The sequence below is a fragment of the Streptomyces sp. NBC_00440 genome (genome assembly GCF_036014215.1).
Lineage (GTDB): Bacteria > Actinomycetota > Actinomycetes > Streptomycetales > Streptomycetaceae > Streptomyces.
The window spans coordinates 7,090,596-7,104,611 of the sequence record NZ_CP107921.1 but is presented as its reverse complement, the minus strand read 5'-3'; the positions used below and the strand labels follow the sequence as shown (position 1 = coordinate 7,104,611).

The following is a 14,016-nucleotide window of genomic DNA, read 5'->3' as shown; positions in this document are numbered from 1 at the left end:
CCCCCACGCACCGCAGCACACTCCGCGGAACCACCACCACAGGAGGCACACGTGAACGAGCACGCAGTGAACCGCCGTCCGGCCGGACCGGCCCTCGGCAGGCGCGCCTTCCTCACCGCCGCAGGACTGACCGCGGCGGGCGCGGCCCTGGCGGCGGCGTCCCAGGGACGGGCGGGGGCAGCGTCCCGGCCCGGTCCTGATGCCGTCCGGGACGCCTCCAGCCGCGTACCGGCCGAGGACGTCCGCCACACCCGCACCTGGATGGCCTGGCCTGACAGCACCGCGATCTGGGGCGGCGTACTCACCGGTGTGCAGGCGGATATCGCGCTGATCGCCCGGACCATCGCCGCGTACGAGCCCGTCCTCATGTGCGCCAATCCGGCGAGCGCCACCCGGGCGCGGAGCCTGTGCGGAGCCTCGGTGACGGTCCTCGACTCCATTCCGGTGGACGACTGCTGGATGCGCGACAGCGGCCCGGTCTTCCGCACCGACGGCGCCGGCGGCCTGAACGCGGTCGGGCTGAACTTCAACGGCTGGGGCAACAAGCAGACCCACGCCCGGGACGCCCTGGTCGCCGGGCGGGTGGCCGCATACGCAGGGGTGCCGTTCACCAGGGCCGGTCTGATCGGTGAGGGCGGTGCGATCGAACAGGACGGCGCGGGAACCCTCATGGCGACCCGCAGCAGTCTGGCCGGCCGCAATCCGGGAATGTCGCAGACACAGCTGGAGGCCGCGGTCCTGGACGCCTACGGCGCTTCCGAACTCATCTGGTTCGACGGTGTCAGCGGCCAGGACATCACCGACGACCACGTCGACGCCACCTCGCGCTTCCTGGCGCCAGGAAAGGCCGTCGTCCAGATGCCGCTCGCATCCGACGGCGACCCGTTCGCCAAGGACGCCCGCCGGCAGTACAGCGCCCTGCGCGCGGCGGTGACCGCCACCGGCGGGCCGATGGACGTACAGCAGCTCCAGGGCCCGGACTACGACCGGATCCGCTCCACCGACCCGGACTTCCTCGCCTCGTACGCCAACTACTACGTGTGCAACGGCGCCGTTGTCTGCGGGCAGTTCGGCGACACCGCGGCGGACCGGGCGGCCAAGGCCACGCTCGCCCGGCTCTACCCCGGCCGGGCCGTCGAACAGCTCGACATCGACCGTCTGGGCACCGGTGGCGGCGGCATCCACTGCGTCACCCAGCAGCAGCCTCTTCCCTGACCGGAAGGGCGGGAGCGACGGCCGCGGGGCCACCCGGCACCCATCCGAATCCCGTGATGTCCGAACTCATCTACGATCAACGGCGTGTGCGCACATGTCATCGTCGCTGAAGACGACGAGAAACAGGCCGAACTGGTACGCCGATACCTGGAACGCGAGGGCCACGCCGTCACGGTGGTGGGTGACGGCCTGGCGGCCCTGGAGGAGGTACGCCAAGGAGCACCGGACCTCCTGGTCCTGGATGTGATGATGCCGCGCGCCGACGGACTGGACGTCGTACGGGTCCTGCGCGCCGAGTCACGGGAGCTGCCGGTGCTCATGCTGACGGCCCGTACCGCCGAGGACGATCTGCTGCTCGGGCTCGATCTGGGCGCCGACGACTACATGACCAAGCCGTACAGCCCGCGGGAGCTGATGGCGCGGGTCCGCACTCTGCTCCGCCGCTCGCAACGGTCCGCGGGGACGGCGCCCGCCCCCGCCCCCGATCCGCTGCTGTCGGTGGGCACGCTGGTCGTCGATCCGGCACGGCACTCGGTGTCGGTCGGCGGCCGGCCGGTGGACTGCACCCCGGGCGAGTTCCGGGTGCTGGCCGCGATGGCCGCCGAACCCGACCGGGTCTTCACCCGGCAGCAACTGCTGGCCGAACTGCACGGCTTCGACCGGTACATCAGCAACCGCACGGTCGACGTACACGTCATGAATCTGCGCAAGAAGATAGAGACGGCCCCGCGCAGACCCGCCCGGCTGCTCACCGTGTTCGGCGTCGGCTACAAACTGACCGACCCGGCGAAGGGCGCCCAACTTGCCTCGCAGTAGCCGTAGCAGTCGCAGTACAAGCCCCGGTGGAAGCCGACCCGAGCGTGCGCGGCGGACGCGGCTGCCGCTCCGCAAGAGTCTGTTCGGCCGGCTGCTGGCCGTGTCGGCGATGGTGGCAGCGTGTTCGGTGGTGGCGACCGCGTGGCTCGCCGCACAGACCACATCCGGTGCGATCAAGCAGGAGCAGGGCCAGAACCTCACCGCCGACACCCGCATCTACAACACCCTGCTCGGTTACGCGGCCGCCCATCCCCGGTGGGACGGTGTCGACGCGACAGTGCGCAAACTGGCCCACCAGTCCGGCCGCCGGATCGCTCTGACCACGGAGAACCACCAGACCGTCGCCGACTCGGCGGCGGGCCGGAAGCCGCCGCCGGCGCTGCCGCCCCAGGTCTCGGCGGTCGTCGACCCGCTCTCCATGGACACCACGCTGGCGGCGCGGAGTTCCACTCCGACCGACACCACGGCCGACCGGATCGACCCACGGGCGGTCGGACCGTTCCGGCTGCCCGCATCGGAGCGCGGAAGACTGAAGCGCGCCGCCGACCGCGCCGTGGCCTGCCTCGGCCGCCTCGGGATCGCCTCGGACGCCGTGGAGGGGCCGAGCGGCCGACCCCGTATCCAGCCGGTGGGCAACGACCCGGACCGCACGCAGGGAACGAGGTGCGAGACGGACGCACTGGACGCACCCACCCCGACGGAGCAGAAGGCGCTCACCGCGCTCAACCACCTGGCGGACGCCTGTCTGGACCGCCAGCACCGCGACCCGATACATCTGAGCCTGAACCTCTCCTGGAACGAAGCCGCGGCCCCTGAGGTGAAAAGGGCGGCCGCGAGAGCCGTGACCGCCGAGCCCACTCCCGTGCCGCCGACGAGCCCCCGCAACAGCGATGACGACCGGGCCATCGCGTCCTGTGTCGGCACCGCGCGCCGCGAACAGCTCAGCTCGTACGTCGCGTCGCCGGCCCTGCTGTTCATCGGCGACCAGGGCGGGGCCACGGTCCCGGGGTTCAACCTCTCCCCGGCCAACACCGCCCGTATCGCGGGTGTCGCGGCCCTCGTCCTCGCCCTCACGGTCGGCGCTTCGGTGCTCGCCGGGGCCCGGCTGGTGCGCCCGCTGCACGCGCTCACCAACGCGGCGCAGCGGATGCGGGACGGCGGGAGTTCGGAGCCCGTCGAGGTCACGACGGACAACGAGATCGGGCGGCTGGCGGCCACGTTCAACGACATGTCGGCGCACCGCGCACGTCTTGAGGAGCAGCGCAAGGCGATGGTGAGCGATGTCGCGCACGAGCTGCGTACCCCGCTCAGCAACATCCGCGGCTGGCTGGAGGCCGCACAGGACGGCCTGGCCGAACCCGACCCGGCCTTCGTCTCCTCGCTCCTGGAGGAGGCGGTGCAGTTGCAGCACATCATCGACGACCTCCAGGACCTGTCGGCCGCCGACGCGGGGTCGCTGCGGCTGCATGTGGAGCCGGTACGGATCCAGGACCTCCTGGGCCAGGTCGCGTCGGCCCACCAGGCGCGCGCGGAGACGGCGGGGGTGACGCTGACGGTGACCGGAGCGCCACCGGGAGCCCCGGCGCTGGTCCTGGCGGCCGACCCGGTCCGGCTGCGGCAGGCGGTGGGCAACCTGGTCTCCAACGCGGTACGCCACACACCGCCGGGCGGACGGGTCACGCTGCGAGTGCGGGGCGGTACACCCGGTCCGGCCGGAGGCCGGGCCGCGGAAGCGCCCTGCACGGAGGCCGTGGTGGAGGTGGCCGACACCGGCACCGGCATCCCCGCCGAGTACCTTCCGTACGTCTTCGACCGCTTCTGGCGGGCCGAGAAATCACGTAACCGCCGTACGGGCGGCAGCGGCCTGGGCCTGGCGATCGTCCGCAAACTCGCCGAGGCGCACGGCGGCACCGCGAGTGCGGCCAGTACGGAGGGGGAAGGCTCGGTCTTCACTCTCAGGCTGCCCCTGCGACGGCCGGAGGCGGCAACGGACAGCGACGAGCCGACCGGGAGAACGCAGAACCCGGCGGCTGAAACCTCGCCGCCCTCGCCCTGATCCGATGACCACAGCGTCCTGACAGCTTCCTCATAACTGCTTGCGAGTCTGTCGCTGTGCCCGGCGCCTGCTGCGAACCGCAGCCAGGAATCACCAAGGCCGGGCTGGAACTGGAGCTGTTCATGTCCCCACGTCTGTCCCTGCGTACCGCTGTGCTCGCCGCCGTCGCGGTCGGCACGGTGATCGTCCCGTCGACCGCAGCCTTCGCGTCCGACAGCCCCAAGCCCGTCGCCCCCAAGGCCGAGCCGTCCGCGGCGTCGTCCGCCAGCAGGGCCAAGCCCACGCCGCCGACCGTGAAGCCCTCCACCGCCCGGGCGGCCGCCCGCCGCGAGGCAGCCCGGGCGGCCGCGCAGCCGACGGTGGCCCCGCGAGGCGCCGTGGCCGCGGGCGACAAGCCCACTCCGGCTGCACGGGCCGCCAAGCCCTCCGCGGCCCCCCAGGTCGCCAGGGCGGCCGCCGCGCCGCGAGGCGCCGTCGCCGCCGGTGAGCGGCCGGCCGGCAACAGCAGCGACACCACGGCGATCATCGGCTCGGCAGTCGGGGCCGCTCTGCTCTCGGGCGCCGGCACGATCGTGCTGCGCCGCCGCTCCGCCGCACAGCGCAACGGCTGACGCACCCCCAGCAGTGGCGCCGTCCGTCACCGGGCGGCGCCACTGCCTGCGTCCGCGCCCTCGCCGGTGCCCCTGTACTCACCCAGCCCCGTACCGCTCTCCTGTAGCCCTGAACGTCCTGGAGCCCTCATGTCCCGTACGCACCAGCCGATATGGCGATCCGCCGCACTGCCCGCAGCAGCCGTCTGCCTCACCCTGGCAGCGCTCACGGGCTGTTCGTCCGGCTCCTCGGACTCAGCGGGGCACAAACCCGCCGGCACGGCGAGTACGGCGTCGGGCTCCGACGCAGGCAAGAGCACCGCGACCGACACCAAAACAGACACCAAGACGGACACGAAGCAGCCCTCGCCCCCGACGGAGGTGTCGATCCCGTCGATCGGGGTGACGAGTTCGCTGCTGCAGCTCGGTCTCAACGCGGACCGCACGGTCGAGGTCCCGCCGGCGGACAAAGGCATGACCGCGGGCTGGTACACGGGCAGCGTCACCCCCGGCGAAAAGGGAGCCGCCGTCCTGATCGGCCACAACGACACCCGCTACGGCAGGGCCGTCTTCCACGACCTCAGGAAGATCCACAAAGGCGCGGACATCGCCGTCCGCAACAAACTGGGCAAGACGGCCCACTTCACGGTCACCGGCACGGAGAGCGTCAGCAAGAAGGCGTTCCCGACCGACCAGGTCTACGGCAAGACCACGGACCGCGCCCTGCGCCTGATCACCTGCGACGGATCGTTCGACGCGCAGGGTCACCCGGTGAACAACCTGATCGTCTTCGCCACGCTGCGCTGACCAACTGGCCCAGCCCGCAGGCCTTTGCCCCAAGGAGCCAGGACCACAGATCCTGGGCGCTTTATCTTGCCTATACAAAGCGCACAAACAGGCGCAAAATGGAACTTGCGCGGCTCAGCCGTGCAAACGCGGTCGGACTTGCAGCAGAGAAGGAGGCGAGTCGCATGGCCGACGTCTCACACACAAGAGGCGATCTAGCAACCCACCCCGACGTCCCAGAGATGCGGGCCCGGTATGACCGGATGCTCGGCGGGCGCGATGTGGCACTCGTGGACGGGCCGGTGTTTCTCGTCGGCGTGTACTGCGCGGTGTCCGCGTGGGTGATCCACTTTTCGAGCACCCAGTCGGCGCTGACGACGCACAACCTCATCATGGGCATCGCGATCGCCCTGCTGGGCCTCGGATTCACCATCATGCCGGAGCGGATGTACGGCCTCAGCTGGGCCATGGTCGTGATGGGCGCCTGGCTGGTTGTTGCCCCATGGGTCGTGGGCAGCCATCCGGACAAGGGCATCATCTGGAGCAACGCGGTCATCGGAGGCGTCACCGCCCTACTCGGGTTGGTGTGCACCGTCGTAGCGGCAAGGCGCAGTCGTCACGCCCACACCACCGGCGGCTCCATGGGCACCAGGGGAGCAAGCCGGCTCAGTCGCGCAAGCCGACCCGACCGCGCCGACTGAGGTGACGTGACGTCCAGCGAAAGCAGAAGAAACGGGGAACACAGAGAGACGGGTGGTGCGGGCCGGATATCCGGCCCACACCACCCGTCTCTTCATTGCTCAAAGCTTTACTGCTCAGCTTCACTGCTCAAAGTGTCCGAGGGGGGACTTGAACCCCCACGCCCGATAAAGGGCACTAGCACCTCAAGCTAGCGCGTCTGCCATTCCGCCACCCGGACAAGGTGTCTGTCGGCCACGGCTTTGTTCCCCGCGGCGACAAGAACAACAATACCAGGGGTTTGCGGTCGCCTTCACCTGTGTTTGCCGTGGTCAGCGGCTGGCCCCGGGGCGCGGCCCTGCGCCGTTCGGCGGCTCCTCAGCGCCGACGGCACCATGCGTAACAGCGTGCGCACCGTCAGTGTCCGAGGAGGCTCCCGGGGGCGGTCACGGCTGGAGCTGTCAGAGCACTGCCAGGCGCCGTGCCCCGCAGGGCCGCGAGGCGCGCCAGGACCAGTTCCGCGGCCTCCGAAGGGGTCGAACCGACGCTCACACCCGCCGCTTCGAGGGCTGCCGTCTTGGCCTGGGCGGTTCCCGACGAGCCGGAGACGATCGCTCCGGCATGTCCCATGGTCCGGCCCTCCGGAGCGGTGAAGCCCGCGATGTAGCCGACCACGGGTTTCGTGATGTGCCCGGCGATGTATGCGGCGGCCCGCTCCTCGGCGTCGCCGCCGATCTCCCCGATCAGGACGATCAGTTCGGTGTCCGGGTCGTCCTGGAACGCCGCGAGGCAGTCGATGTGCGTGGTGCCGATGACAGGGTCTCCGCCGATGCCCACCGCCGAGGAGAAGCCCTCGTCGCGCAGCTCGTACATCAGCTGGTAGGTGAGCGTGCCGGACTTGGAGACCAGCCCGATCCGGCCGGGCGTGCCGGCGATGTCGGCGGGGATGATGCCGGCGTTGGACTGTCCGGGGCTGATCAGGCCCGGACAGTTCGGTCCGATGACCCGGGTGCCCCGGTTTTCGGCGTAGGAAGTGAAGACCACCGCGTCGTGTACGGGGATGCCCTCCGTGATGACGACGGCGAGGCCGATCCCCCCGTCGGCGGCCTCGGCGACCGCGGCGCCCGCGGAGGGCGGCGGGACGAAGACGACGGTGACGTCGGCTCCGGTGGCCTCGATGCCCTCGCGCACCGAGCCGAAGACGGGGACGGTCACACCGTCGAAGTCGACCGGCAGTCCGGCCTTGCGCGGGTTGACGCCGCCGACGACGCGCGTCCCCGCGGCGAGCATGCGCCGGGTGTGCTTCATGCCTTCGGTGCCGGTCATGCCCTGGACGAGTACCTTGCTCTCCGCGGTGAGGAAGATGGCCATCTCAGGCTCCCGGGTCGGTGTGGGCCACGGCGCGGACGCCGGTGAGGGCATCGGCGGGCGTGGCATTGGCGGGTACGGCGTCGGCGGGTGCGCCGGCGCCCGCGAGGGCGGCTGCCCGGCGGGCCGCGCCGTCCATCGTGGTGACCTGCTGGACGAGAGGGTGTGCGCGCCGGTCGAGGATCGCGCGGCCCGCTGCGGCGCTGTTGCCGTCGAGCCGTACGACCAGCGGCTTGGTCACCTCGACCGACTCCAGGGCCTGGACGATGCCCTCGGCCACCGCGTCGCAGGCGGTGATGCCGCCGAAGACATTGACGAGGACCGACTTCACCTGGGGGTCGGAGAGGACGAGTGCGAGTGCGTCGGCCATCACGCGGGCCGACGCACCACCTCCGATGTCGAGGAAGTCGGCAGGCCGGGCGCCGCAGCCGGCGACGACGTCGAGGGTCGACATGACCAGGCCCGCGCCGTTGCCGATGATGCCGACCCGGCCGTCGAGCCGGACGTAGTTGAGTCCCTTGGCCCGGGCCTGTGCTTCCAGCGGACCACCGTACGGATCGGTTTCGTCGGCGCCCCAACGCGTCTGCCGGAAGCGGGCGTTGTCGTCGATGGTGACCTTTCCGTCGAGGGCGAGCAGCCCGCCGCCGGTGGTCCGTACGAGCGGATTGACCTCCACCAGCAGGGCGTCCTCGCGGACCATGACCTGCCAGAGCCGCTGGAGCACGCCGGCGGCCCCGGCCGGCAGCCCGGCGGCGAGTGCCATCGCCGCGGCCTTGGCCGCGGTGACGCCTTCGGCCGGATCGACGGGGATCCTGACCACCGCGTCGGGCCTGGCCGCCGCGGTCTCCTCGATCTCCGTACCGCCGTCGGCCGATCCGATGGCGACGAAGGTCCCCGCCGCGCGGTCGAGGACGTAACTCACGTAGTACTGCGCCTCGATGTCGGCCGGCCGGGCCAGCATCACCTTGCGGACGGGGTGGCCCTTGATGTCCATGGCGAGCATCTGACGGGTTGTCAATTCTGCTGCCGCCGGGTCCGCCGCGAGTTTCACACCGCCCGCCCTGCCCCGGCCGCCGGTCTTCACCTGGGCCTTGACGACGACGCGTCCGCCGAGGAGTTCCGCGGCCGCACGCGCCTCGCGCGGGGCGGCGACGACCGCCGCGTCCGGTACCGGGATGCCGTGCGCCTTGAAGAGTTCCCTTGCCTGGTGCTCGTACAGATCCATGCCCGTACCTGCTCCCTGTGCTGTGAAGGAAAGTGCCGCACGCCCCCTGGACACCACCCACCGGATGAGGGATAACAAGGTTCATACAGTATTCGTCGACTGTATGCAATCTGCGCGCAGCTCCAGCAGAGCTCCAGTACCCCTACGAAGGGAACGGACTTCGCCATGCCCGACCCCAGCCAGGACCTCATCTCCGGTGGGCACTTGGTCGCCAAGGCGCTCAAAGCGGAGGGTGTCGACGTCGTCTACACCCTCTGCGGTGGCCACATCATCGACATCTACGACGGCTGTGTGGACGAGGGCATCGAAGTGGTCGATGTCCGCCATGAGCAGGTCGCCGCCCACGCCGCCGACGGCTACGCGCGCATCACCGGCAAGCCGGGCTGCGCCGTCGTCACAGCGGGCCCCGGCACGACCGATGCCGTGACCGGTGTCGCCAACGCGTTCCGGGCCGAGTCGCCCATGCTGCTGATCGGTGGTCAGGGAGCGCTGAGCCAGCACCGGATGGGGTCCCTCCAGGACCTCCCGCACGTCGACATGATGACGCCGATCACCAAGTTCGCCGCCACCGTGCCGCACACCGCACGCGCCGCCGACCTGGTCTCGATGGCCTTCCGCGAGTGCTACAACGGCGCGCCGGGCCCGTCGTTCCTGGAGATCCCGCGCGATGTGCTCGACGCCAAGGTGCCGGCCGCACAGGCCCGCGTCCCGCAGGCCGGCCGGTACCGCGCGTCGACCCGCTCGGCCGGTGATCCGGCCGGCATCGAGAAGCTCGCCGATCTCCTCGTCCACGCGGAGAGGCCGGCGATCCTGCTCGGCAGCCAGGTGTGGACCACCCGGGCCACCGAATCGGCGGTCGAGCTCGTCCGTACGCTCAATGTCCCCGCGTACATGAACGGCGCGGGGCGCGGGACACTGCCGCCCGGCGACCCGCACCACTTCCAGCTCTCCAGGCGCTACGCCTTCTCCAACGCCGATCTCATCGTCATCGTGGGCACCCCCTTCGACTTCCGGATGGGGTACGGGAAGCGCCTCTCGCCGGACGCCACCGTGGTCCAGATCGATCTCGACTACCGCACGGTCGGCAAGAACCGGGACATCGACCTCGGGCTCGTCGGCGACGCGGGGCTCATCCTGAAGTCCGTCACCGAGGCGGCGTCCGGCCGGGTCAACGGTGGTGCGGTCGGGCGGAAGGCCTGGCTGGACGAGCTGCGGGCCGCCGAGCAAGTGGCGATCGAGAAGCGGCTGCCGTCGCTGAAGTCGGATGCCTCGCCCATCCACCCGTACCGCCTGGTCAGCGAGATCAACGACTTCCTCACCGAGGATTCGATCTACATCGGCGACGGCGGCGACATCGTCACGTTCTCCGGGCAGGTCGTGCAGCCCAAGTCGCCCGGCCACTGGATGGATCCGGGCCCGCTGGGCACGCTCGGCGTCGGCATCCCCTTTGTGCTCGCCGCGAAGAAGGCACGGCCGGACAAGGAGGTCGTGGCGCTCTTCGGGGACGGCGCGTTCTCGCTCACCGGCTGGGACTTCGAGACGCTGGTCCGCTACAACCTGCCCTTCGTCGGAATCGTCGGCAACAACTCGTCGATGAACCAAATCCGTTACGGCCAGGCGCAGAAGTACGGCCCGGAGCGCGAGCGCGTCGGCAACACACTCGGAGACGTCCGCTACGACGAGTTCGCCCGGATGCTCGGCGGCCACGGCGAGGAGGTCCGCGACCCGGCCGGCATCGGCCCGGCGCTGCGGCGCGCCCGCGAGTCGGGCAAGCCCTCCCTCATCAACGTCTGGGTCGACCCGGACGCGTACGCACCCGGAACCGTGAACCAGACCATGTACAAGTAGGGAGCCCCGCCATGACCAAGGCTCTTGAGGGCGTACGCGTCCTCGACATGACCCACGTCCAGTCCGGTCCCTCCGCCACCCAGCTGTTGGCCTGGCTCGGCGCCGATGTCGTCAAACTCGAAGCGCCGCACGGCGACATCACCCGCAAGCAGCTGCGGGATCTGCCCAATGTCGACTCGCTCTACTTCACGATGCTCAACTGCAACAAGCGCAGCATCACCCTCAACACCAAGTCCGAACGCGGCAAGGAGCTCCTGACCGAGCTGATCCGCCGGTCGGACGTGATGGTGGAGAACTTCGGTCCCGGCGCCGTAGACCGGATGGGTTTCACCTGGGAGAAGATCCAGGAGATCAACCCGCGGATCGTCTACGCCTCCATCAAGGGCTTCGGCGAGGGCCCCTACACCAACTTCAAGGCGTACGAGGTCGTCGCCCAGGCCATGGGCGGGTCGATGTCCACCACCGGCTTCGAGGACGGTCCGCCGCTCGCCACCGGAGCGCAGATCGGCGACTCGGGCACCGGTATCCACCTCGTCGCAGGGATACTCGCGGCGCTCTTCCAGCGTGAGCACACCGGCCGTGGCCAGCGCGTCAACGTCGCGATGCAGCACGCCGTACTGAACCTCTGCCGGGTGAAGCTGCGCGACCAGCAGCGGCTCTCCCACGGCCCGCTGGCCGAGTACCCGAACGACGACTTCGGCGACGAGGTGCCGCGCAGCGGCAACGCGAGCGGCGGCGGCCAGCCCGGCTGGGCCGTCAAGTGCGCGCCGGGCGGCCCCAACGACTACGTGTACGTCATCGTCCAGCCCGTCGGCTGGCAGCCGATCAGCAGGCTGATCGGCCGGCCCGAGCTGGCCGACGACCCCGGCTGGGCCACGCCGGAGTCCCGCCTGCCCAAGCTCGGCAAGATGTTCCAGCTGATCGAGGAGTGGTCGTCCACCCTTCCCAAGTGGGAGGTGCTCGACCAGCTCAACGCCCACAACGTGCCCTGCGGACCGATCCTCTCCACCAAGGAGATCATCGAGGACACCTCGCTCGCCGCGAACGAGATCGTGGTCGAGGTCGAACACCCCGAGCGCGGCACCTTCACCACCGTCGGCTCGCCGCTGAAGCTCTCGGACTCCCCCGTCGATGTGCGCAGCTCGCCGCTGCTCGGCGAGCACAACGCGGAGGTGTACACCGGTGAACTCGGCCTGGGCCAGGAGGAACTGCGACTGCTGAAGACGGACGGAGTCATCTGATGGGGCAGCAGGACAAGGCGGCGGTACGGGCGGTGCTCGACGCCGCACTGGCCGGGGGGCGCCGGGCGCTCACCGCGCCCGAGGCGAAAGTGGTCGCCGACGCGTACGGCATTCCGGTCCCGGCCGAGGCGCTGGCCGAGTGCGCGGACGAGGCCGTCGCCCTCGCCGACCGGATCGGGTTCCCGGTGGTGCTGAAGATCGTCTCGCCGGACATCGTGCACAAGACGGATGCGGGCGGGGTGCGGGTCGGGGTGAGGTCCGCCGCCGAGGTGCGGACCGCCTTCACGTCGATCGTCTCCCACGCCCGTGCCTACAGCCCCCGGGCGGCCATCAGGGGCGTCCAGGTCCAGCAGATGGTGCCGGCCGGCACCGAGGTACTGGTCGGCACCGTCACCGACCCGACCTTCGGCAAGATCGTGGCCTTCGGCCTCGGCGGGGTGCTGGTGGAGGTGCTCAAGGACATCACCTTCCGCCTCGCACCCGCCTCGCACGACGACGCGCTGTCGATGCTGGACTCGGTCCGGGCCGCCGAGGTGCTCCGCGGGGTGCGCGGCGGAGCTGCCGTGGACCGCGCGGCGCTCGCCTCGCTGATCACCGGGGTCTCCGGACTGGCCGCCGACTTCCCGGAGATCGCCGAGATCGACCTCAACCCGGTCTTCGCGTCCGCGGACGGCGTGCTGGCCGCCGACGTACGGATCCTGCTCGACCCGTCGCCCGTGACGCCGCGGCGCGCCTACAGCCGCGCCGAGATCCTCACCTCGATGCGCCGGCTGATGGAGCCGCGCTCGGTCACCGTCATCGGCGCCTCCAACGAGGACGGCAAGATCGGCAACTCGGTGATGCGCAATCTCGTCGACGGCGGATTCGCCGGGGAGATCCACCCGGTGAACCCCAAGGCCGATGACATCCTCGGCCGTAAGGCGTACAAGAGCGTGATGGATGTTCCCGGTGAGCCGGATGTGGCGGTCTTCGCGATCCCCGCGAAGTTCGTCGCGGCCGCCCTCGAAGAGGTCGGGCGCAAGGGCATACCGAACGCCGTGCTGATCCCGTCGGGCTTCGCCGAGACCGGGGAACACGCCTTGCAGGACGAGATCGTGGCGGTCGCCGAGCGGTACGGGGTCCGGCTGCTGGGCCCGAACATCTACGGCTACTACTCGACATGGCAGGACCTGTGCGCCACGTTCTGCACGCCGTACGACGTCAGAGGCGGGGTCGCGCTCACCTCGCAGTCCGGCGGGATCGGCATGGCCATCCTCGGGTTCGCCCGCACGACGAAGACCGGCGTGTCGGCCATCGTGGGGCTCGGCAACAAGTCGGACCTGGACGAGGACGATCTGCTCACCTGGTTCGGCGAGGACCCGCACACCCAGTGCATCGCCATGCATCTGGAGGACCTCAAGGACGGCCGGGCGTTCGTCGAGGCGGCACGGGCGACCGTGCCGAAGAAGCCCGTCGTGGTACTGAAGGCGGGCCGCACCAGTGCGGGCGCCAGGGCGGCGGGGTCGCACACCGGCGCGCTGGCCGGTGACGACGCGGTGTACGAGGACATCCTGCGGCAGGCGGGAGTCATCCGGGCGCCGGGGCTCAACGACATGCTGGAGTACGCGCGGGCGCTGCCCGTGCTCCCCACACCCCGGGGCGACAACGTCGTCATCATCACCGGGGCCGGGGGCTCGGGGGTGCTGCTCTCGGACGCGATCGTCGACAACGGGCTGTCGCTGATGGAGATCCCGCCGGATCTGGACGCGGCGTTCAAGGCGTTCATCCCGCCGTTCGGGGCCGCCGGGAATCCCATCGACATCACCGGCGGTGAACCTCCGGCGACCTACGAGGCGACGATCCGGCTCGGCCTGGAGGATCCGCGGATCCATGCGCTGGTGCTGGGCTACTGGCACACGATCGTCACTCCCCCGATGGTCTTCGCCGAGCTGACCGCGCGTGTCGTCGCTGAGTTCCGGGCGCGCGGCGTCGAGAAGCCCGTCGTGGCGTCGCTCGCCGGCGACGTCGAAGTCGAGGAGGCCTGCCAGTACCTCTACGAACGGGGAGTCGTCGCGTACCCGTACACCACGGAGAAACCGGTGGAGGTACTCGGCGCGAAGTACCGCTGGGCACGGGCGGCCGGGTTGCTCGGCTGACCCGGCTCCTCGGAACGAAAGGTTTGGACAGGGGGCGCTGGCCAGTTCTTTCGAGACC

10 protein-coding genes, 1 tRNA gene and 1 pseudogene are annotated in these 14,016 nt (G+C 70.4%); 9 read left to right on the top strand and 3 right to left on the bottom strand.

All coding sequences use genetic code 11. The features are described 5' to 3' along the window. The first annotated feature begins 51 nt into the window (after positions 1 to 51). The 6 genes and pseudogenes from OHB13_RS31670 to OHB13_RS31645 form a co-directional block, all read left to right on the top strand. A complete protein-coding gene (locus tag OHB13_RS31670; protein ID WP_328379354.1) occupies positions 52 to 1,215 on the top strand; it encodes an agmatine deiminase family protein in 1,164 nt (387 codons plus the stop codon). 84 nt (positions 1,216 to 1,299) lie between these two features. Next, complete coding sequence (locus tag OHB13_RS31665) at positions 1,300 to 2,031, top strand: response regulator transcription factor (protein WP_328379353.1); 732 nt, start codon at positions 1,300 to 1,302, stop codon at positions 2,029 to 2,031. A 109-nt stretch (positions 2,032 to 2,140) separates the two neighbouring features. Beyond that, positions 2,141 to 4,087, top strand: coding sequence for a sensor histidine kinase (locus tag OHB13_RS31660; protein WP_328379352.1), 1,947 nt, complete (start codon positions 2,141 to 2,143; stop codon positions 4,085 to 4,087). Between the two features lie 122 nt (positions 4,088 to 4,209). Then, positions 4,210 to 4,698, top strand: coding sequence for a hypothetical protein (locus OHB13_RS31655; RefSeq protein WP_266860567.1), 489 nt, complete (start codon positions 4,210 to 4,212; stop codon positions 4,696 to 4,698). Between the two features lie 129 nt (positions 4,699 to 4,827). Continuing rightward, the gene (locus OHB13_RS31650) at positions 4,828 to 5,484 is read left to right on the top strand and encodes a class F sortase (protein ID WP_328379351.1); all 657 of its coding nucleotides are present in this window, start codon (positions 4,828 to 4,830) and stop codon (positions 5,482 to 5,484) included. 164 nt (positions 5,485 to 5,648) lie between these two features. Continuing rightward, positions 5,649 to 6,071 (top strand): annotated as a pseudogene (locus tag OHB13_RS31645) (SPW repeat protein); the annotation flags it as partial. Between the two features lie 226 nt (positions 6,072 to 6,297). On the opposite strand, the gene OHB13_RS31640 reads toward OHB13_RS31645, so the two are convergent. The 3 genes from OHB13_RS31640 to sucC form a co-directional block, all read right to left on the bottom strand. Next, positions 6,298 to 6,382 (bottom strand) — tRNA-Leu (locus OHB13_RS31640). Between the two features lie 176 nt (positions 6,383 to 6,558). Then, the gene (sucD, locus tag OHB13_RS31635) at positions 6,559 to 7,512 is read right to left on the bottom strand and encodes a succinate--CoA ligase subunit alpha (RefSeq protein WP_328379350.1); all 954 of its coding nucleotides are present in this window, start codon (positions 7,510 to 7,512) and stop codon (positions 6,559 to 6,561) included. 1 nt (position 7,513) lies between these two features. Then, on the bottom strand, positions 7,514 to 8,734 hold the full coding sequence (sucC, locus tag OHB13_RS31630; RefSeq protein ID WP_328379349.1) for an ADP-forming succinate--CoA ligase subunit beta: 1,221 nt from the start codon (positions 8,732 to 8,734) through the stop codon (positions 7,514 to 7,516). Positions 8,735 to 8,899: 165 nt separating this feature from the next. Between sucC and OHB13_RS31625 the strand changes: the two genes are divergently transcribed. Genes OHB13_RS31625 through OHB13_RS31615 form a run of 3 tightly spaced genes read left to right on the top strand, consistent with a single transcriptional unit; the run spans position 8,900 to position 13,958 of the window. Next, complete coding sequence (locus OHB13_RS31625; protein ID WP_266851289.1) at positions 8,900 to 10,582, top strand: thiamine pyrophosphate-binding protein; 1,683 nt, start codon at positions 8,900 to 8,902, stop codon at positions 10,580 to 10,582. 11 nt (positions 10,583 to 10,593) lie between these two features. Then, positions 10,594 to 11,823 carry a formyl-CoA transferase gene (gene frc, locus OHB13_RS31620; RefSeq protein ID WP_328379348.1) on the top strand — a complete coding sequence of 410 codons (1,230 nt, stop codon included), beginning with the start codon at positions 10,594 to 10,596 and terminating at the stop codon, positions 11,821 to 11,823. Then, the gene (locus OHB13_RS31615; protein ID WP_328379347.1) at positions 11,823 to 13,958 is read left to right on the top strand and encodes an acetate--CoA ligase family protein; all 2,136 of its coding nucleotides are present in this window, start codon (positions 11,823 to 11,825) and stop codon (positions 13,956 to 13,958) included. Before frc ends, OHB13_RS31615 begins: the two co-directional genes overlap by 1 nt. Positions 13,959 to 14,016 lie beyond the last annotated feature (58 nt).

Excerpts from the sequence above, each read along its gene's own strand:
- OHB13_RS31660 (WP_328379352.1), top strand. The coding sequence starts at position 2,141 with ATGGTGGCAGCGTGTTCGGTGGTGGCGACCGCGTGGCTCGCCGCACAG.
- OHB13_RS31655 (WP_266860567.1), top strand. The coding sequence starts at position 4,210 with ATGTCCCCACGTCTGTCCCTGCGTACCGCTGTGCTCGCCGCCGTCGCG.
- OHB13_RS31650 (WP_328379351.1), top strand. The coding sequence starts at position 4,828 with ATGTCCCGTACGCACCAGCCGATATGGCGATCCGCCGCACTGCCCGCA.
- sucD (WP_328379350.1), bottom strand. The coding sequence starts at position 7,512 with ATGGCCATCTTCCTCACCGCGGAGAGCAAGGTACTCGTCCAGGGCATG.
- sucC (WP_328379349.1), bottom strand. The coding sequence starts at position 8,734 with ATGGATCTGTACGAGCACCAGGCAAGGGAACTCTTCAAGGCGCACGGC.
- OHB13_RS31625 (WP_266851289.1), top strand. The coding sequence starts at position 8,900 with ATGCCCGACCCCAGCCAGGACCTCATCTCCGGTGGGCACTTGGTCGCC.
- frc (WP_328379348.1), top strand. The coding sequence starts at position 10,594 with ATGACCAAGGCTCTTGAGGGCGTACGCGTCCTCGACATGACCCACGTC.
- OHB13_RS31615 (WP_328379347.1), top strand. The coding sequence starts at position 11,823 with ATGGGGCAGCAGGACAAGGCGGCGGTACGGGCGGTGCTCGACGCCGCA.